The sequence below is a fragment of the Pseudomonas sp. GW101-3H06 genome (assembly GCF_059424605.1).
The window spans coordinates 2904849-2927545 of record NZ_JBWKZO010000001.1 but is presented as its reverse complement, the minus strand read 5'-3'; the positions used below and the strand labels follow the sequence as shown (position 1 = coordinate 2927545).

Sequence of the window (22697 nt, the reverse complement as noted above, 5' to 3'; positions counted from 1 at the left end):
GCCACCTCAACCCAGCTCGGCGGCGCGTTTGACCGCGGCACGAATTCTTGGATAGGTGCCGCAACGGCAGATGTTGCCCGACAGCGCCTGATCGATATCGCTGTCGGTCGGTTTCGGGATCTTCGCCAGCAATGCCGCCGCCGACATGATCTGCCCGGACTGGCAGTAACCGCACTGCACCACATCGAGCTCGGCCCAGGCTTGCTGCACCGGGTGCGAACCGTCGGTCGACAAACCTTCGATGGTAAGGATTTTCTGGCCGTGTGCCACGGCCGTAGCCGGCGTGATGCAGGAACGTAATGGTGTGCCGTCGATGTGCACAGTGCAGGCGCCACACTGGGCCATGCCGCAGCCAAACTTGGTCCCGGTGAGGTGCGCGACATCGCGCAGGACCCAGAGCAAAGGCATGTCCGCGGGGACATCCAATTCCTGGTCCTTGCCATTGATATTGAGGGTCAGCATTGCGAAGCTCCTCAGACTCACGGTGTTCTGAAGGGGGGGCGTCGCTGTGGCAATGAAAAACCTACGCGCGCCTTGGTTATCCCTACAGCTAAGTCCAATTTGCTTCGCTGGCCGTGGTGTATCGACCACCGGTCACCTGTGGGAGCGAGCCTGCTCGCTCTCACAGTATGGGCAACAGTAAGTTAAACCCTCGGCTTGAACAAAATGCCGGTGTAACGCAACAGAAACAGCCCGAACGCCATACACCAAAGCAGCGCCGACAATCCCAATCCCACCCCGGAAAAAGGCACCAGCAACACCCGTGACAGACCCGCCACCAGCATCAGGGCAAACCCCAGCACGATCGCTTTCGACGGCTGCAGCGGCCGTCCGGTGTGCCCCAAACTGACCCGGGCAATCATTGCCAGAATCAACCCACCCACCCCACCTACCGCCAGCGAATGCGTGGCCAGGCTCTGTTGTGGCATCAGGCCTGCGTGCCACAGCGCCATGGCAAAAACCGCCACGACCAGCCAGACGTAGGACAGATACAGCGACCACAACAGCGGCACGCGCCACATGCCCCGATCATGCCAACGCCACAGGCGCAGCAGGTGCAAAGCCCCCAACAGCACAAACAGCGCCGCCAGCCAGAGTCTGGGGACGTCATGCAAACCGAGGGCGAAGGTCAGCGCCACCAGCAAACTACCCAGTAACAGAATCCGGGTCGGCCATGGACTGATTGCAGGCTGTGCCGGGCGATTCAAGCCGCGCTGGATGAAGAACGGGATCACACGTCCGCCAATCACGCTCATCATTGCACCCACCAGCCACAAGGCAGCCAGTACACCACGCCGCTGCAGGCCTGCGTCATCCATCGACAGGCCCCACAGCGTCATGGCCTGACAGCCTGCCAGCAGCATGACCATCAGCAGAATCGGGTAATTATCGCGCTTGCCGGCCGCTATCAGGTCGCGGCCCAGCACGCCGGCCAGCAGCGGCAGGAAAGGCATCTGCAACACAAGCACATACGCAGGAGCAATCGGCATCCACCAGGCCAGGCGCGCCAGCACCCAGACCAGTACCAGCCCGAACAACGGCCAGCCCTTGATCCCCGGTCGACCGGTCCAGTTCGGCACCGCCGTCAACAGGAACCCGCCGATGATCGCCACGGCGAACCCGAACGGCATTTCGTGTCGATGCCAGGCAAGCATGCCGCCCACCGGTTGCGCGCCGGGCAAGCGGCCATACAACCACAAGGCCCAGATCGCCACCGACAGCGCGGCGAACGTGGCCCCCATCAAAAAAAACGGACGAAAACCGAGACTCAGGACCGGTGCCGCGAGCAGTTTGCGCATCAGGCCAGCGCCCCGGCCAGTGGCTTGCTCAACCGGTGCTGGGCCAACAGGCGCATGACGTAGCCGATTTTCAGCAAGGTCGGGCCGACGATGGTCATGGCATGCAATGACACCTGCGCCAGGATCGACAGGTGACCGTCATAAAGGTACGCGCCGTAGATCCCCGCCAGCAGCATGGCCAGGCCAACGCCGAGCACACGGCTGGAAAGGTGCAGAACATTCTGAGGATTGCTGAAGAAATGGAACATTTTCCGTACTCCTGTAGCAGTTCAGTTGTACGTTGGCAGTATCAAGTCTCGTGCCAGACCTTTACCCCTTACAAATCAGAAACTTGAGATGATAGATGTCATAACGACTCACGACAAAAATAGTCTTTATGACTCAACATGCAGTCATACAGACTATTTTCGCAGCGCTTCGCGGGTGCACTTGGCGATCTACGGCACAACCCGACAAGCACAGGCTGGCTACGCTGATAATCCAGCATGCAAAAACCTGCCAGGGAGACCCGCCATGCTACACGTTCAAAAACTCACACCCTGCCTCTGGTTCGACGGTCAGGCCGAAGAGGCTGCGAAGTTCTACTGTGCGATCTTCGATCACGCAAAAATCACCGCCATCACTCATTACGGCAAGGCCGGCCAGGAAATCCATGGTCACGAGGAAGGCTCGGTGCTGACGGTCAGCTTCGAACTCGACGGGCAGACTTTCACCGCGCTGAACGGTGGCCCGAACTTCAAGTTCAATGAGGCGATCTCGTTTCAGGTCAATTGCCAGACCCAGGAAGAAGTCGATCACTTCTGGGGCAGGTTGTCCGCTGGCGGGCCGGTGGAGGCGCAGCAGTGCGGCTGGCTCAAGGATAAATTCGGCGTGTCGTGGCAGATCGTGCCGGTGGCGCTGATGGAGATGATTAAAGACCCTGACACCACCAAATCCCAACGCGCCATGGCGGCAATGATGCAGATGAAAAAACTGAATATCGCCGAGCTGCGACGAGCCTTTGATGGCGAGAGCTAATACACTCCGGGGCTGATCTGCCGAGGACTGACCATGACGCTCTCCAAACCCGGGCACAAGGACCCGGACAAGGCTCCGCGCTTCTGGCGCGATGATGCCCTGCCCTTCATCGAGGCACGCGCCATCACCGATGGGCGCGAGGTCTGTTACACGCGGCATTCCCACGAGCATTTTTCCATCGGTGCGATCACCGCCGGGCGCAGTACCTATATCCACGAGCAATCACGGTTCGAGGTCAGTTCGGGCACCCTGGTGCTGATGAACCCTGGTGATGTTCACGCCTGTAATCCCATCAACGACCAGCCTTGGTCCTACCTGATGCTGTATGTCGATACCCCGTGGCTCACCGACCTGCAGCATCAGCTCGGCTTCAGCGACGACCTGGCGTTTCGCCGCTTCAGCGTCACCCATACCCCGGATGTCGACCTGTTTGAGGGTTTGAAGGATTTGTATGAGGTGTTGGTCGATCCACAGCAGGACGTTTTGCATAAACACAGTGCGGCGGTGGAGTTTTTCACCGAGGTACAGCTAAGGCTGAACCCGATCGATCCGCCGTTGCGCGAACCCAACTTCAAGCTGGAACGCGCCGCCCGATTCATCCGTGAACACTGCACGCAAATGCTCAAGCTCGAAGACATTTGCGAAGCGGCGCAATTGTCGCCGTCCTACCTGATCCGCGCCTTCAAGCAGCATTACGGCATGACGCCTCATGCCTTCCTGGTCAATCGCCGCATCCAGTTCGCCCGGGATCAACTGCGCAACGGCAAGCTGATCGCCGACGTCGCGCTGGAAGCGGGATTTGCCGATCAGGCGCATTTCCAACGGGCGTTCAAGCAGCACCTGGCGGCGACACCGGGGCAGTATCGGGGGTGATTCCATGCCCCCCTCGTCACAGGTTCTGCTCGATATCAGTCACTCGGCAGTAACAGATACACCGCACTCACCGCCAACATCAACGCCATCACCCGATTGAACCAACGCATCCCCGCCGGGTTGTTCAGGTAGCCGCGCAAAAACGTCCCCGCATACGCCCAGCAGCCGACCGACAGGTAGCAGATCACCAGGTATACCGCCGCAAACTGCCACACCAACCGCGCCTCGCCATCGGCGACAAACGCGCCCATGCCGGCCACGCAGGCTAGCCAGGCTTTCGGGTTGAGCCATTGCATGACGGCCCCGTACAGCATCGACGGCGCACGGCCCGCCTCTTTCGCCTCAAGTTGCCCGTTGTCGGCCGCCAGCTTGAACGCCATGTACAACAGGAACGCCACGCCGGCCCACTGCACCACTTGAGTCATGGCCGGCCACAGCAGCAACAACTCATGCAACCCCAGCCCCATCAGCACCAGCAGCAACACAAAGCCCAGCGTCGCCCCCGCCACATGCCGCTGACTGGCGCGAAAGCCAAAGCGCGCCCCCGAACTCAACGCCACGATATTCACCGGCCCCGGCGTGATCGAAGCGGCCAACGCAAACGCCGCCATGGACATCATCAGACTCATCGCACACCTTCTTGCTGTCAGTTGAACCAGGCCTCAAGGTAATGAGCCCCTTGGCGTGCGTATTGAAGAAAACTGCCCTGCCAGGTCACTACGCGTAGTAACTCACCACCCGTTTCACTTTCACCAAGGCTTCGCGCAGCGAGTCCATGTCCACCGAGCCCAGCGCCAAGCGAATCGCGTGCGGCACATGGGGGGTTATCGCGAAGGGTTCGGCAGGCGACACCGACACCTGCTCGCGCATCAACGCCATGGCGATCCGGTCGGCCCGGGCGTCTTCGGCCAATGGCAGCCAGATGAAGTACGAAGAGGGATGGCTGATGGTCCTGAGTCCCGCCAGTACCTCCTGCGCCAAGGCCTGCCGGGCGCGCGCATCCGCACGCTTTTGTTCCTCCAGCCTGGTCACGGTGCCGTCGTCGAGCCAGGCTGTGGCAATGGCCGTCATCACTCCGGGGGTGTTCCAGGTGGTCGCCATGATCGTGCGTTCGAATCCTGCGATCCATTGCGCGGGCGCGGCCACGAAACCGACACGCAGGCCGGTGGCAACATTCTTCGATAAACCGGACACGTAGACCGTTCTTTCCGGTGCCATTTCAGCCAGAGGTGGCGGCGCGTTTGCCGCCAGGAACGCGTAGGCCGCGTCTTCGATGATCGTCAGGTCATGCCGGCGCGCCATTGCTACCAAGCGCTCGCGCTGATCGGCGTCCATCACCCAGCCCAACGGGTTATGCAAGGTTGGCATCGAATAGACGGCCCGCACCGGTCGACTGCGGCAGAGCTTTTCCAGGGCCGGCAAATCCGGCCCCTTGTCGGTGACCGGAATCGGCAAGACTTCAAGGTGCAGCGTTTCGGCCAGTGTCTTGAACCCCGGATAGGTCAAGGCATCGGCGGCGATGACATCGCCGGGTTTGAGCAGCGTCATCATCACCACCGCCAGGCCATGCTGCGCACCACTGACGATCAACACCTGCTCGGCCGGCACGTTCAGGCCGCGATCGGCAAGGTGGCGCGCGACCGAGGCCCGCTCATGCATTCGCCCCGCGTGGGGCTGGTAACGCAACAGGGCTTCGAGGTCGCCGGACAGCGCGAGCTGGCGCAGGCCATTGCGCAACAGATCCGCCTGACCGGGCAACGACGGGTAGTTGAAGTTGAGGTCAATCATCCCCGCCGCCACCACGGATTGCGAAATGCCCTGGCCTGGCGGCAACGCTGTCTCCCTGACAAAGGTCCCGCGCCCGGTTTCGCCGCTGATCAGGCCCATGCTTTCAAGCTCGGCATACACTCGGCTGGCGGTGACCAGCGCCAGGCCATGCTCGGTGGCCAATTGTCGATGAGTCGGCAAGCGCGTGCCGGGCGGCAGACGCCCTGAACGGATGTCGGCGGCAAAGGCGTCCACCAGGGACTTGTAGCGGGAACGAGGCATGTCGAGATGTATCCATGACAATTCTTTGATTGTATCGATAGTCGGCCATAGGATGGGTTTCATGCAAGCCAACAATGAGCGTGAGCGAAATGGAACGGACGTCGAACCTGCAAAACCGGGCACTGGACAGCAATACGAGCGGCTGGATCAATGGCCTGATCGGTGTGGTGATCTTCAGCGGTTCGCTGCCGGCGACACGGGTGGCAGTGCTGGAATTCGACCCGGTATTCCTCACGGTGGCCCGCGCGACGATCGCGGCGATTCTGGCCCTGTGCCTGCTTCTGGCGTTCAAGGAACAACGTCCCGCACGCCATCAACTGGTGCCCCTGGCCATCGTCGCCCTGGGCGTGGTGGTGGGGTTTCCGCTGCTGACCGCGCTGGCACTGCAGTACGTGACCTCTGCTCATTCCATAGTGTTCGTTGGCCTGCTGCCGCTCGCGACCGCAGTATTCGGTGTTTTGCGTGGTGGTGAACGCCCCCGTCCGGTGTTCTGGTTCTTCTCGGTGCTGGGCAGTCTGCTGGTGGTCGGTTTCGCCGTGGCCCAAGGCCTGACCGCCTCGCCCCAGGGCGACATCCTGATGCTGCTGGCGATCCTGGCTTGTGGCCTGGGGTATGCCGAAGGGGCCAAGCTGTCCCGCACGCTTGGCGGCTGGCAGGTGATTTCCTGGGCGCTGGTGCTGGCGTTGCCGGTCATGGCGGCACTGACCTGGTGGCGGCTGCCGGCGTCGTTCAGCGGCATCAGCACACCTGCCTGGTTCAGCCTGGCCTACGTGTCGCTGTTCAGCATGCTGATCGGTTTCGTGTTCTGGTATCGCGGGCTGGCCCAAGGCGGAATCGCCGCCGTCGGACAACTGCAATTGCTGCAACCGTTTTTTGGCCTGGCACTGGCGGCGACCTTGCTGCACGAGCATGTGAGCATCGGCATGCTCGGGGTGACCGTGGCGGTGATTCTGTGCGTGGCCGGGGCGAAAAAGTTCGCCCGTTAGCCACTGCTATGGCGCTTGCCGTCATGACTGTACGGGGCAGCCCAACCGCCTCTCGTGATAAAAACAGGGCTCTCGTTACAGGAGCCCGCCCATGGACCTCGCCACCCTCGCACTTTTCCTTCCGGCCTGCTTCGCCCTGAACATGGCGCCAGGCCCGAACAACCTGCTGTCGGTCAGCAACGCCACCCGCTACGGCTACCGCATCGCCTGTGTGGCGGGGATGGGGCGTTTGCTGGCGTTCGCCGGGATGATCGCCCTCGCCTCGGCGGGCCTGGCGGTGGTGCTGCAAACGTCAGAGTTGTTGTTCTACGCGATCAAGATTCTCGGGGCGGCGTACCTGTTCTATCTCACCTGGCAACTGTGGCGTGCCGACCCTGGGGTGGAAAGCACCGTGACCGGTGCACCCGTGGGCATGCTGGCGTTGGCCCGGCAGGAATTTCTGGTGGCAGCGGGCAACCCTAGCGATTGTTAATATAAATTACTGTATAGGCACACGAGTCTTCTGCATCCTTACAAAATTGCCGTCAGCGCCTTTCCGCTCTACGCGCTAAAAAACCTGATTGTAGTGGTCAACTAATCCCGGACACGACGTTAAGTTTTTCTTCGGCCCGAGCTGGCGCCAGCCCACCGTTGAATTGATGGGGTCGAACCCAGTTGTACCGATGCATCAAGAAGTGGCTCGATATCGCGCTGGGCTTCTTGAGCTGTTCTGTAGCCCGTGGTCGGTATCCATTCCGTTTTCAAGCTGCGGAACACGCGCTCCATTGGTGCGTTGACGCTCCTATGTCAACAAGATCGAGCTGAATCGGCTAAATCTGCCAGGATCAAAGGGTATAGCTCCCTGACGATATAGCGCTTTAAACAGCGCTGGATTTCTTTGGAAGACAAGCCTTCAGCACTACGACTTTGCGTGAACAATTCGCTCACCCGGCTGCGCAACCTAAGCCGTTCAACATCGGGCGTGCGGCGCCTAAGACGCTGGGCGTAGTAGCACGAACGAGTCACTTCAAACACCTTGCACAGCCAATCAACTGGCTCATGAACGCTCAACTGGTCAATCAGCGCGAACGCTCGTGATCTTCCGACATCAAGAGCGCGGTAGCCTTTTTTAGTATGGATTTCTCTCGCTCAAGCCGAGCGATCCGGGCCTCCAGTTCCTGAATTTTTTGCTGTTCCGGCGTCAGCGCCTTGCTCTGCGGGGTGATGCCTTTATGTTCTTTCTGAATCTGGTCAACCCAGCGGCGCAATGCCGACTCACCAATGCCGAGTGAACGGCTGGCTTCGGTGTAGCTGTAGTTTTGTTTGAGCACGAGGTCGGCAGCCTCGCGCTTGAATTCAGGAGTAAAGGAGCGGCGTTGTTTGGTCATTGACACCTCGATCTGGCGAGCATTCTCGCCTAAATGGGTGTCCGGTTTCATTAGACCACTACAATCGCTTCGGGGAGAAAGGCGAATCAAGCGTGCTGAAGCTGGACTGGCCAGGAGCTACAATCGTTTCTATCGCCCAGCCAAAAGACGTACGAGCGTGCTTGATTTACTGGTTGAAGTGATTTTTCGCGCCATCTGCTTTCCTATTGGTTGGCCCATAGTGAGGCTTATCACGCTAGGTAAACATCCATCGAAGGGCTCTTGGTTTGCTTATACGCCGGAAGCCCAGTGCACTTCTGCGGTGGGGGCTCGCCGTTCTGGTGATCGCAATAATGGCAGCCATGAAACAGTTCATTTTTCCGTAGCACACCAACAGCACCGTTCGCCAGGCGTGATCACCGGACGCTTACCGCATAGTAATTACCAGTGACTGTTACCAGGCTCGATTTGAAATAAACGGCCACTTCATGATCGTTTGTTACAGTGAAATCAATCCCTGCGCCAAAGCCATGCCTACCGCTTGCCGACGGCTGAAAGAGCCCAGTTTTCGACTCGCATTGGCGATGTGATAATTGACGGTGCGCTCCGAGCAGCCCAGTATGCAACTCATCTCCCAAGTCGTCTTACCGATCCCCGACCATCTCAGCACTTCAGACTCTCGTAGGGTCAGGCTGCAGAATTGCTTGCCTGATTCTTTCAAGTGTTTCTTTGAGCCTTCCAAAAGGAATGGAATCAGCATGAATAGCTTCCCCAGGGGGGCATTCAGGCCATCGTCGAACTGATCAGTAAAATTCATACATTGAGCGACATTGAGAGAACCACCCTTTTCGTTGCACCGCAGAGGAATGCTTACCCCTTGTAATAGGCCATACCCCTCCCGTGCCTTCCAGAACTCGATGGACCTGCCTCGCGCCTGCCTCTGCGCGCGCCCCCAAAAGAGCGGTACAAAGTGGTGGCGGCAATGCCTGATTATCGGGTCCACTTGAATAAAGTTCTGATCCTTGTATTGCCTGAGCCAGTCAGAAGGGTAAGACGTTATGATCCTATTAAAGGGATCATTCGTTGTAGAGGAGCCCAGGCTCAGCAAGTAGCGGTCATAACCGATTCTACGCAGCACCTTGCGTAAATGGCTTTCCCAGTCACGCCGGTGCAAATCCCTGGCCAGAACGAAGAAATCATCCAATACCTCTTCGAAGTTAATTCTCAGGGGTTCTTTATTTCTATATCTATATAAGTCATCCACGATGAATCCCTGCACTCATAGAAGCTTTTTTCGACACTGCAACATTTGAAAACACGGGTTGCGGTAGAAGCAACCCGATACCCGCTGCTTATACCTCCACTTTGCGACAGTGCTGTCCTATAAAACTTTTAAATATTCCAAGGCCATCCTCCGTCAAAATGCTCTCGGGATGAAACTGGACACCCTCTATCCGATGCTCAACATGCCGCACCCCCATGATGTATCCGTCATCATTTGAGTTGGATGTCACGGCCAACTCCTCGGGCAGGTCTTTGTTATCGATAATCAGCGAATGGTAGCGTGTCGCCTTGATCGACTTGCCGTTGGTATGGGCGTACACACCTTGGCCGTCGTTTTCTATCATGCTGACCTTTCCATGCATGACATGGGCAGCCCGAATGACCGAACCACCGAAGGCCAAGCCAATTGCCTGATGCCCAAGGCATACACCCAATATGGGCAGACGCCCTTTAAAGTGCTGGATCACCTCGATATATCCGGCGTCCCGTGGATGACCGGGCCCAGGCCCCAGTACACAAAAGTCCGGGTCATACGCGTCAATCCTTTTAATCAGATCCGGAACATCATTGCGCTCTACGTGGGTTTCCAGACCTAACTGCTCAAGGTACTGGCTGATAATAAATACAAAGCTGTCATACGCATCAATCAGAAAAACTTTCATTGCAGCATCTCCTTTCCGGTAACGGCGCGATAAACAGACCCCATTTTGTAGAATGTTTCAGTCCACTCTTTATCCGGAACCGAGTCTGCGACGATCCCTGCAGAAGCCCGCAAGTAATAAGTACCGTCTTTATGAACTGCCGAACGAATACACAACGCCGTATTGACGCTGCCATCAAATCCGATAAGGCCGACTGCTCCGGCATATATTCCACGGCGGTTGTTTTCCATGCTTTCGATAATCTGCATCGCCCGAATCTTCGGCGCGCCCGTCATGGTTCCTGCCGGAAAAGAAGCCTTGATAACATCAAAGGCATCAAACCCTTTTCGCAATAAACCACGGACGTTTGACACCATGTGATAGAGATGAGAGTACTCCTCTACCAACATCAATTCGTCGACCTCAAGTGATCCTGGCTGGCAGACGCGACCGATATCGTTTCTGCACAAATCCACCAGCATCAAATGCTCCGCCCGCTCTTTTTCAGAGCGCGTCATGCTCAAGATCAGCTCGTTGGAGGGTACACCGGGGGTTTTTCCGACAGTGCCGGCGATCGGTCTCATCTCGATCAGCTCATCCTTGATGCGGACAAACAATTCGGGACTGGCGCCGATCAAGTCGACCCCACCCAAATTGGCCAGGTACATGTAGGGTGACGGGTTGTTTTTGCGCAATGCCCGATACACGTCAAAAGGCTTGATCGGCGTATCAACCTGAACTTCGTGGCCCAATTGAATCTGATAGATATCACCTTGGCGAATGTGCTCCAGCGCCGTGTCGACCCAACCAAGGAACTGGTCTTTTTCCACGGTATCGCGAGCAACCGTAACGGAAGGGTAAACAATCGGCGCGTCAGAAGCCGCCATGCCCCCAACATCGGCCAACAGCGCGACATAGTCATCGGTGCTGCGGGACTTCCATAAAGAACAATTGTTAACCATGACGTCCACAGTTCCGTTGGCGTGGAAATACACCAGCGTCTGAAACACGGTCAAGGCAATAATCGGATAGTTATTGGTTCGCTCGGTCAGGTCCGGAATATCTTCGACAAACCTGACACTGTCATAGGAGAGGTAACCAAAAAAAGCGAGGCTGGGATTAGACTGGCGTGGAACATCAAAAGGTGTTTGTAACGCACGTAATAAATTCCATACGGCATCGTTCGAATCAATACCAATATTTCCACTGCCGTCCAGAATAATTCCCCGCTCCGACAGTGAATTTCTTAAATGAGCTATGAGCCGCTCATTACCTTCAAGTGTCGCGTACCCCTCATAAATCTTAACGGCCAGTAATGGTTCCATCCCGATGATAGTCGCCTTACGATCGCGGCTGGGGCCAGACAGCGATTCGAGAATAAAGGTCTTATCGGGCCCTAACGCTTTTGCAGCCGCTTCATATACAACAAGCGGATCGCATTTCAAGCGTTCAGTGTGTAACTGAACACTGACGGGGGTGGGTATCGCACTCATAAATCACTCCTTTATTATTTCCATACGCTCACACAGATGAGCGTCGAACGCACAGGCCGACGCCTCAAACTGTCAAGCAGTTCAATCAGCTTAATTATTGATTTAGAGGATCCATCAAACAGGCGGGCGCACAGGATCACGCAAAGAGGTGCCTCGGAAAAGAGACAGAACTTTGCCGCACCATTCGTGGAGTACGACTTTCGAAATAACAACCACGAAAGATCGAATCACAGCGTTCGGCCGTTTAATGAATCACTATTTTGGGGTGTTTGACTGAAACAGACAGCAAGACACCGGCGGTTGCTGAATTAGCGACGCCAGATATTGCTTTTGAAAACCGAAAGATGGGCAGTGTTGGACCCGGATGAGGATCCGAGGGAGTTTTTCAGCACTGATAGTCGGTAATACATTTAAGACTTCCTGTGTCTTGAAAGGCATTGCAGAGTGATTCCTGAATGCCTATCGGATGCTACTCATAGGTTCAATACGGGTCAACCTATAATTATCTAGGATTTGTCTGTTATTCCAAAAATCGCCGTCAGTCGAGAAACCGCTGGATAGCGTCCAGGGTCTGGTCGGCGCACTCCAGATACGGAACATGCCCGGCCCCCTCAATGATGCAGACACTTGCCTGCGGCAAGAGGCTGTAGACCTCGTCCAGACAGGAAATATCAAACACCCGATCATTGCTCCCCCAAACAATCAAGGTCCGGGCCTGAACGTCAGCTAGCCGCCCTTGAAGCGGGTAGAGACCAGCGTCCTTGAAGTCCCCAAGTATTTTCCCTACCTTCGCATAGCGAAGCGCACCCTTGATAGCCAGAGCCTTTGCCAGGAAGGCCGGGACTTTGGGGGCTCGAGTAAATACGATCGCCCAAAGCCCCTGCATTTCACTGACAGAGCGATAACCAAATGGATGCTTGCCAGAATCAAAAAACTGCCTCATCGCTGGAGTTGGCCTTACCGCTTGCAAGCCGGCGGGCGCCATTGCGATTAAACGGGACACTGATGCCGGATATGCGGCAGCAAAAAGGCAGGCAATGCAGCCGCCAATGGAACTGCCGATCAGTACGACGTCGTTGAGGGATTGTGCATCAAAAAACGCCTTCAGCCGCTCCACTTGAGTCGCAGGACCGTAGATTTGTGTGTCGTCGAACGAGGACTCGCCTTCACCGGGCAGATCCAGAAAAACGCAGTTGTAAGCCCCCACCAACGAGTAAATCCGTGGTCCCCACTGATCCTTACTGGCTCCTAATCCGTGGAGGAACACCAGTGTGGGCTCAGCATTGCGGCCATTCGAGTGCAGATAGGCGATATCGTAACCCTCTGCCTTCCAGCGGCGGATCTTGAGCCCGTAGCGAAACCGGTTTTGCCAACGCAATGCGAACAACGCTAGCTGTCCTGGCCACTTCATGAACAATCACCTCCCAAGGGGTTTGCCGATCAATCGGCCGGGTTGTTGCTTGCGCAAACCTGCCGCGGTTGCAGGCGAACCTGGCAAAGACCGACTCCGGCCAAAACTGCCAAACCGCCGACGACGAGGCTCAGCGAAAGGCCTTCTTTCAGGAGCAACTGGCTGACCGCGACGGCAAACACCGGCACCAACAACAGAAACGGCGTTAGGCGCTGGATAGGGTGTCTGCCCAACAGCCAATACCACAGGCCAAATCCGATCAGCCCACCACTGACCGCGGTATACAACACAGCGGCCCAGGCCATCGGGCTGGCCGTGAGGACTGAACCCCACGCGTGCCCCTCAACCGCAGCCGAAACAATCAGCAACTCCGGCGCAGCGATCAATGCTGTCCACGCGCTGATCGCCACCGGGTTGAAAGGTCCCCATCGCTTGGTAAGCAGCGTTCCTACGGCGAAGACAAAAGCCGCAGCAATCACCAGCAATATGCCCGATAGCGCACCGCCCTTGCCGACGCCGCCCAGCACCGTCAGCACGCCAAGCAGCGCGATGACAATTCCCCCTACGACGGGCAATGCGATACGCTCCCCCAATACCGCAAAGGCCAGCAACAGAGTGAAAGGTGTCGCAAGTTGGTAAGCGATGGCAGACGTCGAGGCATCCACTCGCGAGATGCCGCAATACAGCAATCCGAAATGGAGTGCCCCTACCAGAGAAGCAATCCAGAACACTGGAAGCCATTCGCTGCGTTTGGGAATTCCGCAAAAAGGCATCAACACAGCGGCCATCAAGGCGAAGCGCATCGCGACCATCAGAATAGGCGGAAGCTCTTGCCCGCCAATTTTAACCGCCGTCACTTGTGCCCCCCACAAGAAAGCCACCAGTACGGCTATCAAAGAATCTCGAATAGGCATTTATCCATCATCCCGTTTGAAATTGGACTTGTTTGAGTAGGCGCAAACGCTCGGCGCCGCGACGGGGTCGTTCGTTCAACTTGTAATAGTGCTCGACGAGGCGATCCAGGGTTTCGCGCAGTGCCTGCTCCGCTTCCGGGTCCTGAACGAGTTGCGTGTTGAACGTGGCCGGAAACCCCGAACCGACCAACACCATTTTGTTCAACAGTACGTTGAGCACCACCTGGCCAAATACCGCCGTGTGACCGTATCGACGCCCCACCACCGCCACCGCTGCAAGCTTGTCCCTTAACGGGCGCTCCCGGGGACGCATGAAGCCATAGCCAACGCGCTCCAGAAACGCCTGGAAACGGCTGTTGGTTCCATAGGCATGCATCACCGGCAGGTACAGGATGGCGTCCGCTTTGACCATTTCATCAACGATCTTGGCGACATCGTCCTGCAGGGAACAATCGATGAGTGAACAGGCGTTATCGGCATCGCAGTAGTCGATACGGTAATCGCGAAGCCAGAGATCTTCGACCGAGGCGCGTCCTTCCAGGTGGCGTCGAATCAACGACACCACCCGACTGCTGACCCCGTGTGCCCGGTTTGACCCGACAATGACGATCAGCTTCATCAGGTCAGGACGCCTTGGCCAATGTGGCGTGGGCGAGACGTTCATATTCCAGCAGCGACTCTTCCAGCAACTGGCCAGTGAGGTACAACGTCACCCTCGCCACTTCTTTGATCAGCGCGCGCTCTTCATCCGTCTTCACCGCGCGCTGCATCGCCAGGCGCACTTCTTCGGAATGCTTTTCATCGATAGTCGAATGAGCGACAAAGAACGTCATCTGCTCGTCTTTAAGCCCCAGGTCTACGCGGAACTTGTTCAGGATAGGCTGGATGTGGTCATACACTTCTTCTGCCCAATAGCTGTACCCCAAGCGGGCAATCGGCCCCAGGCGGATCGCCACATCGTTCAGATAAGCGATCAGTGCCTGAGTGGGAGGAAGCGGCGCAGGCATCGATGCAGGCAAGGCACCGATGGATTCCAAGTCACGAATGACCATTTTCTCGTGGCCCAGCTCTTCAAGCGCGTGCTTGTAAACGAACCGCAGCAGCGTTGTCTGGGACGGATCCGCGCTGAATGCACAAGCCGCCTGATTGATCGAGTTGAACCGGGTGTAATGATAAACCTGAAGCATTACCTGCTGATAAAGCTCGACCGTAATGGTCTGCTCAAGACTGTGATTCCAATAGCGACCTTTTTTGATTTTGGCCCATCCACAGTCGACAATGGCATCCAGTTCTTTAAAAAAAAAATCCATGAGCTACTTTCCCTTTGATGGTGTTAAAGACGGTTTCCAGTTCCAGGTAAACCAAACTGTAATCACGTGATGATTGACGGTTCGTCCAAGTAATGTCGTCGGCCAGAACATGCCCTCCGATATCGACATACAAGGCAGCGAGGCGCCCCCGACACAATGCCGAGATGTATCGAAATTGCGTATTGGCCTTCAACCAAATGGCTGTTTGTAAAAGAAAAAACCTTAAGTGCAAACCGCCTCGGTACTTTTCATCCAGCACCAGCCGATTGGCATCAAAAGAATCCATTGGATGAGCAAAGTAATGCCCCACATTAACGACCCGCTCGACAAAGCTTATGCCATGCCCTAACGGGGTAATTCGAATGGCACCAACAATCTCGTTCCCATCCAGATAAGCCATGTGGTACGAGTCGGTATCGCGTATTGCCTCTGCATCGGAAAAGCTTTCCTCGCTGGCGGGGTTGTCACCAATGTAGCGCGATCTTAAAGCGCGAACTTTCTGGAACAGTTCACTCTTCGCCGAAACGATTTGCACGGACATGCTCATACAAGGCCCTCGACTATCGGCTGCGCTGGTCGACAATTCGTGCTTCTTTCCAGCTGAACCAACTGCCCAGATTCACGTGGTCATCAAGGTCATCGACCATCATGATGGTCGCCTCCACCCCTAGGCGCTCACGCACACGCTCTCGAATCAGCAGCGTCAATTGGCTGCGATCACCTTGGTAAAACCTGGACATTTCCATTTTGGCGATAACCGTATCCCTGCTGTTCACGCAGTTGATAACGATTTGATACCCCAGACATTGCTCGACACCTTCAAGTAGCGCCTGCTCGATCTGGCCCGCCGTGAAGGCTTTGCCGTTCAGGGTCATGGCGTCTTTGACACGCCCGACCACTTTCATCACTTGCGCGAGGGCGATCGATTGTTTCGGAGCTTTTTGAATGGAGACCAGGTCGCCAGTACGGTAGCGAATCAAAGGTTTCACGCCGTCGATCAGCATGGTGACACACAGCTCACCGTCGCCGCTGTCACCCAGACTTTCGCCCGTTTGTGGGTTCAACACCTCAAAAATGTAATTGAGCCGATGAGGCATCAATTGGTCGCTGGAATTGGCAGCGGCAATAATCATTGCCTCTTGGGAGCCATAAAGACTGTTGTACGCTTCACAGCCCCAGAGGCTGTACAAGTTGTTCTTCAGGGCTGGCGTACACAGTTCACCGCTCATCATGAACGCCCGCAAATGAAAGTCCTCGCGCGGGTTGAGGCCCAGCCGCTCGGCCTCCTTGGCTAGTGCCAGCAGCAGACCTGGGGCCGAAGCGACTACGCCGATACGCAAGTCTTTCATCAACTGGAGCGTCTTAGGATAGCCAATGACCGGGGAATGTGGCCAGATTTTGGCGTTACAAACACCCAGTTGATGACAGACATCACCCAAGGTGTCACCGAACGAATGTACCTCCGTCGGCCCCATGACGCCTACAACGGTTTTCTCCGTAGGGAAATGTTTCTCCAGCACCGCCTGATAGGCCATCGCGAGTTGTTTGTTACTCGCGTAACTTTCTTTTTTATCTCGCGGGCAAGGCGTCGCCGGGCCGGTCGTGCCGGTGGTTTCATAATAATAAATGCTGTCTTCCAGCGTGCCAGACAAAATGTCCAGCATGGACTCTCTCAAATCGTCCTTGGTAGTAAAAGGCAGTGAAGAAAGATTTGCCAGCGTGACGCCTTCGACATCGATATCTTTAAAGTGCTTGCCGTAGAAAACGGATTTGCTCTTGACGTGTCGGAGCACAGTGTTAAGCCGTTCTTCGTGCCAATGCTTAAGGTCGTCTTCACTTAATGTATTGGTCCAGTACGCCCGATGAATATCGTCATACTTTAAGGTGAACTCATCAAACCCCTTTCTTGCACCCATCACTTGCTCCCTCATCGACATTTATGTTCTTCGCCATCACGGCTGCCCTTTCGGTGTGCAGACATTAACAAGCCACGAAAAACCATATACCTGTCTGATTAGGCAGTTGTTGGTGGGAAAAATTTATGGTAAGGCCGACCTCATCAAAAACGGATGTTTGCCTGTGTAAACGACTAACGCCCCTCAAAGAGGTGCACTCGTGTTGTACTTGGCGCTGCGCGATGGCCAGTGCAGCGCGCTGCACACCAACTCCGCCGACATGTTCGGAACCATCGCCCAACCCCATATTTTTGCGTGAAAACAAGTCCAACACCGCGGCCAGGTACAACCAGCCACAGCATGCGCATTCCACGCCATCTGGCCACCCAGGCCACCAACATCCGGCCAGCCGCACTTCGAGCTGATGCTTCACCAGTTGGTACGGCACCGAGTAGTAATGGCCGTCGACTTCGACGTGGTAGTCGATGTGGACTCGCATCTTTTTCCACTCGGCGTAGACGTACGGATGCTCTGGCAGCGGTTGCAGCGCGGGCTGGTCGATGGTTTCGAAGGCTGAGCGGCGCGAGCCGGGCAGCTTTTTGAAGGGCCGTTGGTTGAGCCGATCCAGCAGCACGCCGATCGCCGCGTTGAGTTCGCCCAAGGAAAAAAACTGGCGGTTGCGCAGCGCCGCAAGGATCCAGCGCTCGACCACCTGCACACCGACTTCGACCTTGGCGTTATCCCGAGGCTTGCGGGATCTGGCAGGTAACACGGCCACGCCGTAATGCTCGGCCAGGTGGCGGTAACTGGGGTTGATATCCGGTTCGTAGCGATGTGCCTTGGTGACGCCGCTGCGCAGATTATCCGGCACCAGGATCTGCGGTGCGCCGCAGAAAAAAGCAAAACATCGAGCGTGCGAGCCCAGCCAGTCGGGCAGTTTCTGCGACCAGGTGGCTTCAGCAAACGTATAGCTGGACGCTCCAAGCACGGCAACGAAGATCTGGGTTTGACGGATCTCGCCGGTCAGCCGGTCGATGACTGGCACCGTTTGGCCGGCATAGTCGACGAACAGCTTTTCGCCCGCACGATGTTCTTGACGCATGACCACATCGACCTTGGCGGTCCAGAGGCGGTAGTGCTCGCAGAACCAGCTGTACTTGAAACCCTGCGGATGGCTGAGTCGATATTCCTGCCAAAGCAGAGCCAGCGTCACGCCGGGGCGGCGTAACTCGGCGTGCGCCCACGGCCAGTCAGGCATCGGTCTTTGATTGCTGGGAACTGTCGGTGCTGGCGAAAACAAACGCCGTTGCAGCTCAGCGTCGGTCAATGCAGAGGGCCAGGTCAGCCCGCTGGCAGCAAAGCGATTGAGATAATCACCGACGGTGGCTCGCCCGACGTGCAAGCTGGTGGATATCTGACGGGCAGATAGGCCGACCTCAAATTTGAGGCGCAATACTTCTCGAATCTTACGCATGGATAAACGCTCCACGACGACCCCTTAGCTTCGATAAAAGAGGTCGATGGTAGTGAATTAATCCTGCGTTGCTGCCTGCCTTTGGGGTGGCCGGATGGCCGTGGAATACGCACACAGCACGAGTTTTAATCAGAAGCCCGGCCCAGCGCCGTAATGCTGTTCACCTTAAACCTCATCGGTTGAAGACGTTCAAGATCAGCAACGATCCGCATTTTGCCGATAAGGTCGTCGATGCCGTCGGGCTTTATTTGAACCCGCCGGATAACGCCATCGTGCTGTCGGTTGATGAGAAAACCCAGATCCAGGCACTGGATCGCACACAACCGATGCTGCCGCTACGCCCTGGCCAGATCGAGCGACGCACGCATGATTACAAACGCCATGGCACCGCCAGCCTATATGCCGCTTTTGACATCCTGACCGGAAAGGTTATCGGGCGAATAACTCACGCCACCGTGCCAAAGAGTTTCTGGCCTTCCTGCGACAGATCGACCGCGCGACGCCCGCAGAGCCTGAACTGCATGTGATTCTGGACAACAGCTCGACGCACAAAACACCGGCCATCAAGCAATGGTTGTAAAAACACCCGCGTTTCAAACTGCACTTCACTCCGACCAGTGCTTCGTGGCTGAACGCCGTGGAAGGCTGGTTCGCGCAGCTGGAAAGGCGAGCACTGTATCGGGGTGTTTTCACCAGCGTGGCCGAGCTGAAAACCGCTATTCGTCAATTTATCGAGGCCCACAATGATCTTTCGGCTAAGCCCTTCAAATGGAACAAGACGGCTGAATCAATCATCAGTTCTGTAAACAAAGCAAAGCTGGGAGCGATAAAAAATAAGTTGTTGAATTAACCACTCTGAATCGCCCCGGGTTTCGTAGACACCTCTTTGCCTTAAACTGAGGCCAATTAGGAGGTGCCATGAGCAACCCGCGTTACCCCGAAGAATTCAAAATCCAAGCGGTCAATCAAGTGACCGAAAAGAAGCTGCCTGTCGCCGATGTGGCAGCACGTCTTGGCGTGTCGACGCATAGCCTCTATGCCTGGATAAAGCGCTACAGCAAACCTCAAGAAGAACGGCAGCAGGACGATGATCAGCACGCTGAACTGCGTCGTCTGCGAGCGGAACTCAAGCGCGTCACTGAAGAGCGAGACATCTTAAAAAAGGCCGCCGCGTACTTTGCCAAGGAGTGCGGCTGAAGTACGCCTTTATCAAGCAGCGCGCGGGCGACTATTCCATTCGACGGCTTTGCCTGACGCTGAAAGTCCACCCCAGTGGGTATTACGCCTGGTTGTCTGAGCCGCAATCTGCACGCGCCAAAGACGACCAACGACTGTTAGGTTTGATCAAGCATTCATGGCTGGAAAGTGGCGGCATTTATGGCTATCGCAAAATCCATGACGATCTGCGTGAAGTCGGTGAAGACTGTGGTCGCCATCGTGTGGCGAGGCTGATGCGTCTTGAAGGGCTGCGCTCTCAGACAGGGTATAGACGTCGCCCTGGAAAGTACGGCGGTAAGCCAGCGGTCGCCTCACCCAATTTGCTGAAGCGCCAGTTCGATGTCGTAGAACCCAACAAGGTTTGGGTCACCGACATCACCTACATTCGTACGTATGAAGGCTGGTTGTACTTGGCTGTGGTGCTAGATCTGTTTTCTCGCCAGGTTGTAGGCTGGTCAATGAAGTCGCAGATGACCAGTGATTTAGCCATTGATGCTTTATTGATGGCGGTGTGGAGGCGTAAACCGAAACAGGAGGTAATGGTTCATAGCGACCAAGGTAGCCAGTACAGCAGCTCCGATTGGCGCAGCTTTTTGAAGGCGAACAATTTGGTTGCCAGCATGAGTCGCCGAGGCAACTGTCATGACAATGCCGTGGCCGAGAGCTTTTTCCAGTTTCTAAAGCGGGAACGGATCAAGCGGAAAATTTACACCACGCGGGAAGATGCTCGTAGTGATGTGTTCGATTACATCGAGATGTTCTACAACGCAAAACGTCGTCATGGTTTCAACAATCAGCTGTCGCCGGTAGAGTTTGAAAAGCGTTACGCAATGAGCTTGCAAGGTGTCTAGAGAATCCGGGGCGATTCATCATGCGATGCATGAAGTCAGCCATACGTTCGTAGTTCTCGAATGGAAAGTCGACACCGTAACCGGCGGTCTGCCAATAAGGGGGATCCATGTAGTGGAAGGTGTGGGCACGGTCGTAGCGTTCAGCGCATTCAAGCCAGGGGAGGTTTTCGACGTAGGTGCCGGACAGGCGCTGCCACGCGGCCGAGAGATTTTCCTCAATCCGCAGCAGGTTGATGGCCGGGGCAGTCGTCGCCGTCCCGAAAGTCTGCCCGGAGACCCTGCCAGCGAAGGCATGGTGCTGCAGATAGAAGAATCGGGCGGCGCGCTGGATGTCGGTGAGAGTTTCGGGGCGGGTCATTTTCTGCCATTCGAACACCTGCCGAGAACTGAGCGCCCATTTGAATTGGCGCACGAATTCTTCGAGGTGGTTCTGCACGACGCGGTAAAGCGTGACCAGGTCGCCGTTGATGTCGTTGAGGACTTCCACGGGCGATGGCTGGGGCTTCATGAAGTAGAGCGCGGCTCCGCCGGCAAAGACTTCGACGTAGCATTCGTGTGGCGGAAAAAGCGGAAGGAGGCGGTCGGCCAGGCGGCGTTTGCCGCCCATCCAAGGGATGATGGGTGTAGACATAAAAAGCAAGACCTTTACTGTATGGATAAACAGGTGCTAGGCTCGCCGCGCTTTGTGCACGGAGCAAGAGCCTTGGCTGGACTTGCAGGGACCATCTGCAGGAACGGCGGTCGATCCAGATGTTGACGCATCCAGATCGGCCGCTCTTTTTCACTTCGGTGTTGAGACTTCTTTGGCGTATGCCTGACAGGCTGCCAGGGCAATCAGCCCCCGGTCGCCGTCATCGGTGACGCCGATAATTCGTTGAGCATGCGCTGGGTCAAGTTCGGCTCTTGTGGAACCATGAACCATGCCGCCGGTGGTGGCGGAGGTTGGCATCGATCCGTTGCCGGCGCTGGTGGTGGCATCGAGTAGGACTGACAGGCGCAGATCAGCAGTGGCAAGGCGGTCGCGCAGGCGATCTTGATCACGTTGGACATCGCTCAAGGCTCGGTAGTGGGTTTGTTCACTGGATGCCAGGCGCTGCTCGAGCGCGAGGCGTTTATCTTGTTCGGCACGCTGCTGCGCGGCCGAGGCCAGGGCCAGTTGATTGAGAGTTTCGGTGTTGAGGCGCGCCTGCTCGGCGAGCTGTTTGCCGTAGCGCCAACCTGGGCGAGAAATGCGGCCTGCCGTTGCGGTGTGTTGATCTGCCGGCGGACCATCGCCGCATTGAGCGCAGAAACAAAAACGCCCGCTTGGCGGCGGGCGTTGGGCATGATGCGTTGCAGCTGTTGCTCTGTCAGTGACATGGGGTTCTCCTCGGTTGTGGGTCTTCGGCACTACTGTTTGATCTGAACAACCTTCAGAACCTTCGCCGGCTTTTTCTTGCCTTTGGCTTTCGCCTTGCCCTTCTTGCCGCCATTGCACTCGACCGTCGTGCTCCAGCCGGCCTGAGTGAACACCTGCTCCACCGAGTCGACCAGGTATTCGCCGTCGAGCCCGACCTTGAAGCCTTGGGCGTTGATTGATCGTTCGGCAAACAGGTCGATGCGGCCTGCGATCAGTTGCCAGGTTGTGCCATCCCACCGAAGCCAGTTCGCGTCACCACCATTACGGATGAGTCCACGGTAGGTGCCAGCTATCCAACCCTCGCACTGCCTTCGAATAGCTGCCTTAACCCTTTTGCTTTTCGTATCACTCTCTTCGTGTGCCCGAATCATCACCAGTAGGCTGTAGACCAGATCCATTGGCTGCGCCTTGAGCTTCTCTCTGTTGTACTCTCGCCCATCGCTGGCCGTTACTACTGTGATGCCGGCATTGATAAATTGCGCCAACTGCGCCTGAGCCTGAATAGGCTCAGCTCGGCTCAACCGGTCCAACCCCTCAACAATGAGCACTGATCCGGATGGGATACGCCCCTCATCAACAGCTAAAAGGAAACCCCCCAGTGCGCCCTGTTTGATGTGTCGCTGATGAAATGCGGACAACCCTTCGTCTTTCAGTGACAGCGATTCATCCAACGCCAAACCACGCTCTGCCGCCCAAGCCTTGGCATATTGCAACTGTCGGTCGGCACTGTGCCCTAG

19 protein-coding genes and 7 pseudogenes are annotated in these 22697 nt (G+C 56.4%); 7 read left to right on the top strand and 19 right to left on the bottom strand.

Annotated features, from left to right (window positions below; genetic code table 11):
• Positions 1–6: 6 nt before the first annotated feature.
• The 3 genes from AC07ZE_RS13535 to AC07ZE_RS13525 all read right to left on the bottom strand — a co-directional run bounded on the left by AC07ZE_RS13535 (position 7) and on the right by AC07ZE_RS13525 (position 2047).
• Positions 7–462, bottom strand: coding sequence for a (2Fe-2S)-binding protein (locus AC07ZE_RS13535; RefSeq protein ID WP_207265247.1), 456 nt, complete (start codon positions 460–462; stop codon positions 7–9).
• A gap of 182 nt (positions 463–644) precedes the next feature.
• A complete protein-coding gene (locus AC07ZE_RS13530; protein ID WP_207265246.1) occupies positions 645–1799 on the bottom strand; it encodes an NnrS family protein in 1155 nt (384 codons plus the stop codon).
• The gene (locus AC07ZE_RS13525; RefSeq protein WP_207265245.1) at positions 1799–2047 is read right to left on the bottom strand and encodes a transmembrane sensor/regulator PpyR; all 249 of its coding nucleotides are present in this window, start codon (positions 2045–2047) and stop codon (positions 1799–1801) included. Before AC07ZE_RS13525 ends, AC07ZE_RS13530 begins: the two co-directional genes overlap by 1 nt.
• A 265-nt stretch (positions 2048–2312) precedes the next feature.
• Here AC07ZE_RS13525 and AC07ZE_RS13520 point away from each other — a divergent pair, with 265 nt between their 5' ends.
• Positions 2313–2816, top strand: coding sequence for a VOC family protein (locus tag AC07ZE_RS13520; protein WP_207265244.1), 504 nt, complete (start codon positions 2313–2315; stop codon positions 2814–2816).
• Positions 2817–2849: 33 nt separating this feature from the next.
• Complete coding sequence (locus AC07ZE_RS13515; protein WP_207265243.1) at positions 2850–3689, top strand: AraC family transcriptional regulator; 840 nt, start codon at positions 2850–2852, stop codon at positions 3687–3689.
• A gap of 35 nt (positions 3690–3724) precedes the next feature.
• Here the strand turns inward: AC07ZE_RS13515 and AC07ZE_RS13510 are convergent, their stop codons facing one another.
• Complete coding sequence (locus tag AC07ZE_RS13510; RefSeq protein ID WP_137805590.1) at positions 3725–4318, bottom strand: LysE family translocator; 594 nt, start codon at positions 4316–4318, stop codon at positions 3725–3727.
• Between the two features lie 88 nt (positions 4319–4406).
• Positions 4407–5738: an aminotransferase-like domain-containing protein gene (locus AC07ZE_RS13505; RefSeq protein ID WP_207265242.1), complete on the bottom strand. Its 1332-nt coding sequence runs from the start codon at positions 5736–5738 to the stop codon at positions 4407–4409.
• Positions 5739–5827: 89 nt separating this feature from the next.
• Here AC07ZE_RS13505 and AC07ZE_RS13500 point away from each other — a divergent pair, with 89 nt between their 5' ends.
• A complete protein-coding gene (locus AC07ZE_RS13500; RefSeq protein ID WP_207265241.1) occupies positions 5828–6724 on the top strand; it encodes a DMT family transporter in 897 nt (298 codons plus the stop codon).
• A 91-nt stretch (positions 6725–6815) separates the two neighbouring features.
• A pseudogene (locus AC07ZE_RS13495) lies at positions 6816–7184 on the top strand (LysE family translocator); the annotation flags it as partial.
• 109 nt (positions 7185–7293) lie between these two features.
• On the opposite strand, the pseudogene AC07ZE_RS13490 reads toward AC07ZE_RS13495, so the two are convergent.
• Positions 7294–8091, bottom strand: a pseudogene (locus AC07ZE_RS13490) (transposase).
• A 157-nt stretch (positions 8092–8248) separates the two neighbouring features.
• Between AC07ZE_RS13490 and AC07ZE_RS13485 the strand changes: the two are divergent.
• Positions 8249–8456, top strand: a pseudogene (locus tag AC07ZE_RS13485) (hypothetical protein).
• Between the two features lie 113 nt (positions 8457–8569).
• Here the strand turns inward: AC07ZE_RS13485 and AC07ZE_RS13480 are convergent.
• The 10 genes and pseudogenes from AC07ZE_RS13480 to istA all read right to left on the bottom strand — a co-directional run.
• Complete coding sequence (locus AC07ZE_RS13480; RefSeq protein WP_207265240.1) at positions 8570–9334, bottom strand: LuxR family transcriptional regulator; 765 nt, start codon at positions 9332–9334, stop codon at positions 8570–8572.
• Positions 9335–9422: 88 nt separating this feature from the next.
• Positions 9423–10016, bottom strand: a complete 594-nt coding sequence (locus AC07ZE_RS13475; protein ID WP_207265239.1) for an anthranilate synthase component II — start codon at positions 10014–10016, stop codon at positions 9423–9425.
• Positions 10013–11488, bottom strand: coding sequence for an anthranilate synthase component I family protein (locus AC07ZE_RS13470; protein WP_207265238.1), 1476 nt, complete (start codon positions 11486–11488; stop codon positions 10013–10015). Before AC07ZE_RS13470 ends, AC07ZE_RS13475 begins: the two co-directional genes overlap by 4 nt.
• 538 nt (positions 11489–12026) lie before the next feature.
• The gene (locus tag AC07ZE_RS13465; protein ID WP_207265237.1) at positions 12027–12899 is read right to left on the bottom strand and encodes an alpha/beta fold hydrolase; all 873 of its coding nucleotides are present in this window, start codon (positions 12897–12899) and stop codon (positions 12027–12029) included.
• A 29-nt stretch (positions 12900–12928) separates the two neighbouring features.
• Positions 12929–13813 (bottom strand): DMT family transporter, encoded by an 885-nt coding sequence (locus AC07ZE_RS13460; protein WP_207265236.1) that lies wholly within the window; start codon positions 13811–13813, stop codon positions 12929–12931.
• 7 nt (positions 13814–13820) lie between these two features.
• Positions 13821–14432: a flavodoxin family protein gene (locus AC07ZE_RS13455; protein WP_207265235.1), complete on the bottom strand. Its 612-nt coding sequence runs from the start codon at positions 14430–14432 to the stop codon at positions 13821–13823.
• 4 nt (positions 14433–14436) lie between these two features.
• The gene (locus tag AC07ZE_RS13450) at positions 14437–15123 is read right to left on the bottom strand and encodes an iron-containing redox enzyme family protein (protein ID WP_207265234.1); all 687 of its coding nucleotides are present in this window, start codon (positions 15121–15123) and stop codon (positions 14437–14439) included.
• Entirely contained in the window at positions 15107–15670 is a 564-nt protein-coding gene (locus AC07ZE_RS13445; protein WP_207265233.1) for a GNAT family N-acetyltransferase, read from the bottom strand. The genes AC07ZE_RS13450 and AC07ZE_RS13445 overlap by 17 nt, the downstream gene beginning before the upstream one ends.
• A gap of 13 nt (positions 15671–15683) precedes the next feature.
• Entirely contained in the window at positions 15684–17039 is a 1356-nt protein-coding gene (locus AC07ZE_RS13440) for a phenylacetate--CoA ligase family protein (RefSeq protein WP_207265232.1), read from the bottom strand.
• Positions 17040–17424: 385 nt separating this feature from the next.
• Positions 17425–18492, bottom strand: a pseudogene (gene istA, locus AC07ZE_RS13435) (IS21 family transposase); the annotation flags it as partial.
• 155 nt (positions 18493–18647) lie between these two features.
• Here istA and AC07ZE_RS13430 point away from each other — a divergent pair.
• Both AC07ZE_RS13430 and AC07ZE_RS13425 read left to right on the top strand, forming a co-directional pair.
• Positions 18648–19342: pseudogene (locus tag AC07ZE_RS13430) on the top strand (IS630 family transposase); the annotation flags it as partial.
• Positions 19343–19410: 68 nt separating this feature from the next.
• Positions 19411–20561, top strand: a protein-coding gene (locus AC07ZE_RS13425; RefSeq protein ID WP_207265231.1) for an IS3 family transposase whose coding sequence is annotated in 2 segments (ribosomal slippage) — positions 19411–19645 and positions 19645–20561 — 1152 coding nt in all. Because the reading frame shifts where the segments join, the coding sequence is not laid out codon by codon here.
• Here AC07ZE_RS13425 and AC07ZE_RS13420 read toward each other — a convergent pair.
• The 3 genes and pseudogenes from AC07ZE_RS13420 to AC07ZE_RS13410 form a co-directional block, all read right to left on the bottom strand.
• A pseudogene (locus AC07ZE_RS13420) lies at positions 20527–21192 on the bottom strand (DNA adenine methylase); the annotation flags it as partial. The gene AC07ZE_RS13425 and the pseudogene AC07ZE_RS13420 sit on opposite strands and share 35 nt — an antisense overlap.
• Before the next feature lie 150 nt (positions 21193–21342).
• Positions 21343–21951, bottom strand: coding sequence for a lysis system spanin subunit (locus tag AC07ZE_RS13415; RefSeq protein WP_310650369.1), 609 nt, complete (start codon positions 21949–21951; stop codon positions 21343–21345).
• Positions 21951–22676: pseudogene (locus AC07ZE_RS13410) on the bottom strand (recombinase family protein); the annotation flags it as partial. The gene AC07ZE_RS13415 and the pseudogene AC07ZE_RS13410, both read right to left, overlap by 1 nt.
• Positions 22677–22697: the final 21 nt, after the last annotated feature.

Coding starts and splice junctions, on each gene's coding strand:
- AC07ZE_RS13525 (WP_207265245.1), bottom strand. CDS start 2,047: ATGTTCCATTTCTTCAGCAATCCTCAGAATGTTCTGCACCTTTCCAGC.
- AC07ZE_RS13465 (WP_207265237.1), bottom strand. CDS start 12,899: ATGAAGTGGCCAGGACAGCTAGCGTTGTTCGCATTGCGTTGGCAAAAC.
- AC07ZE_RS13510 (WP_137805590.1), bottom strand. CDS start 4,318: ATGAGTCTGATGATGTCCATGGCGGCGTTTGCGTTGGCCGCTTCGATC.
- AC07ZE_RS13500 (WP_207265241.1), top strand. CDS start 5,828: ATGGAACGGACGTCGAACCTGCAAAACCGGGCACTGGACAGCAATACG.
- AC07ZE_RS13535 (WP_207265247.1), bottom strand. CDS start 462: ATGCTGACCCTCAATATCAATGGCAAGGACCAGGAATTGGATGTCCCC.
- AC07ZE_RS13515 (WP_207265243.1), top strand. CDS start 2,850: ATGACGCTCTCCAAACCCGGGCACAAGGACCCGGACAAGGCTCCGCGC.
- AC07ZE_RS13470 (WP_207265238.1), bottom strand. CDS start 11,488: ATGAGTGCGATACCCACCCCCGTCAGTGTTCAGTTACACACTGAACGC.
- AC07ZE_RS13505 (WP_207265242.1), bottom strand. CDS start 5,738: ATGCCTCGTTCCCGCTACAAGTCCCTGGTGGACGCCTTTGCCGCCGAC.
- AC07ZE_RS13450 (WP_207265234.1), bottom strand. CDS start 15,123: ATGGATTTTTTTTTTAAAGAACTGGATGCCATTGTCGACTGTGGATGG.
- AC07ZE_RS13475 (WP_207265239.1), bottom strand. CDS start 10,016: ATGAAAGTTTTTCTGATTGATGCGTATGACAGCTTTGTATTTATTATC.
- AC07ZE_RS13440 (WP_207265232.1), bottom strand. CDS start 17,039: ATGGGTGCAAGAAAGGGGTTTGATGAGTTCACCTTAAAGTATGACGAT.
- AC07ZE_RS13455 (WP_207265235.1), bottom strand. CDS start 14,432: ATGAAGCTGATCGTCATTGTCGGGTCAAACCGGGCACACGGGGTCAGC.
- AC07ZE_RS13520 (WP_207265244.1), top strand. CDS start 2,313: ATGCTACACGTTCAAAAACTCACACCCTGCCTCTGGTTCGACGGTCAG.
- AC07ZE_RS13445 (WP_207265233.1), bottom strand. CDS start 15,670: ATGAGCATGTCCGTGCAAATCGTTTCGGCGAAGAGTGAACTGTTCCAG.
- AC07ZE_RS13530 (WP_207265246.1), bottom strand. CDS start 1,799: ATGCGCAAACTGCTCGCGGCACCGGTCCTGAGTCTCGGTTTTCGTCCG.
- AC07ZE_RS13460 (WP_207265236.1), bottom strand. CDS start 13,813: ATGCCTATTCGAGATTCTTTGATAGCCGTACTGGTGGCTTTCTTGTGG.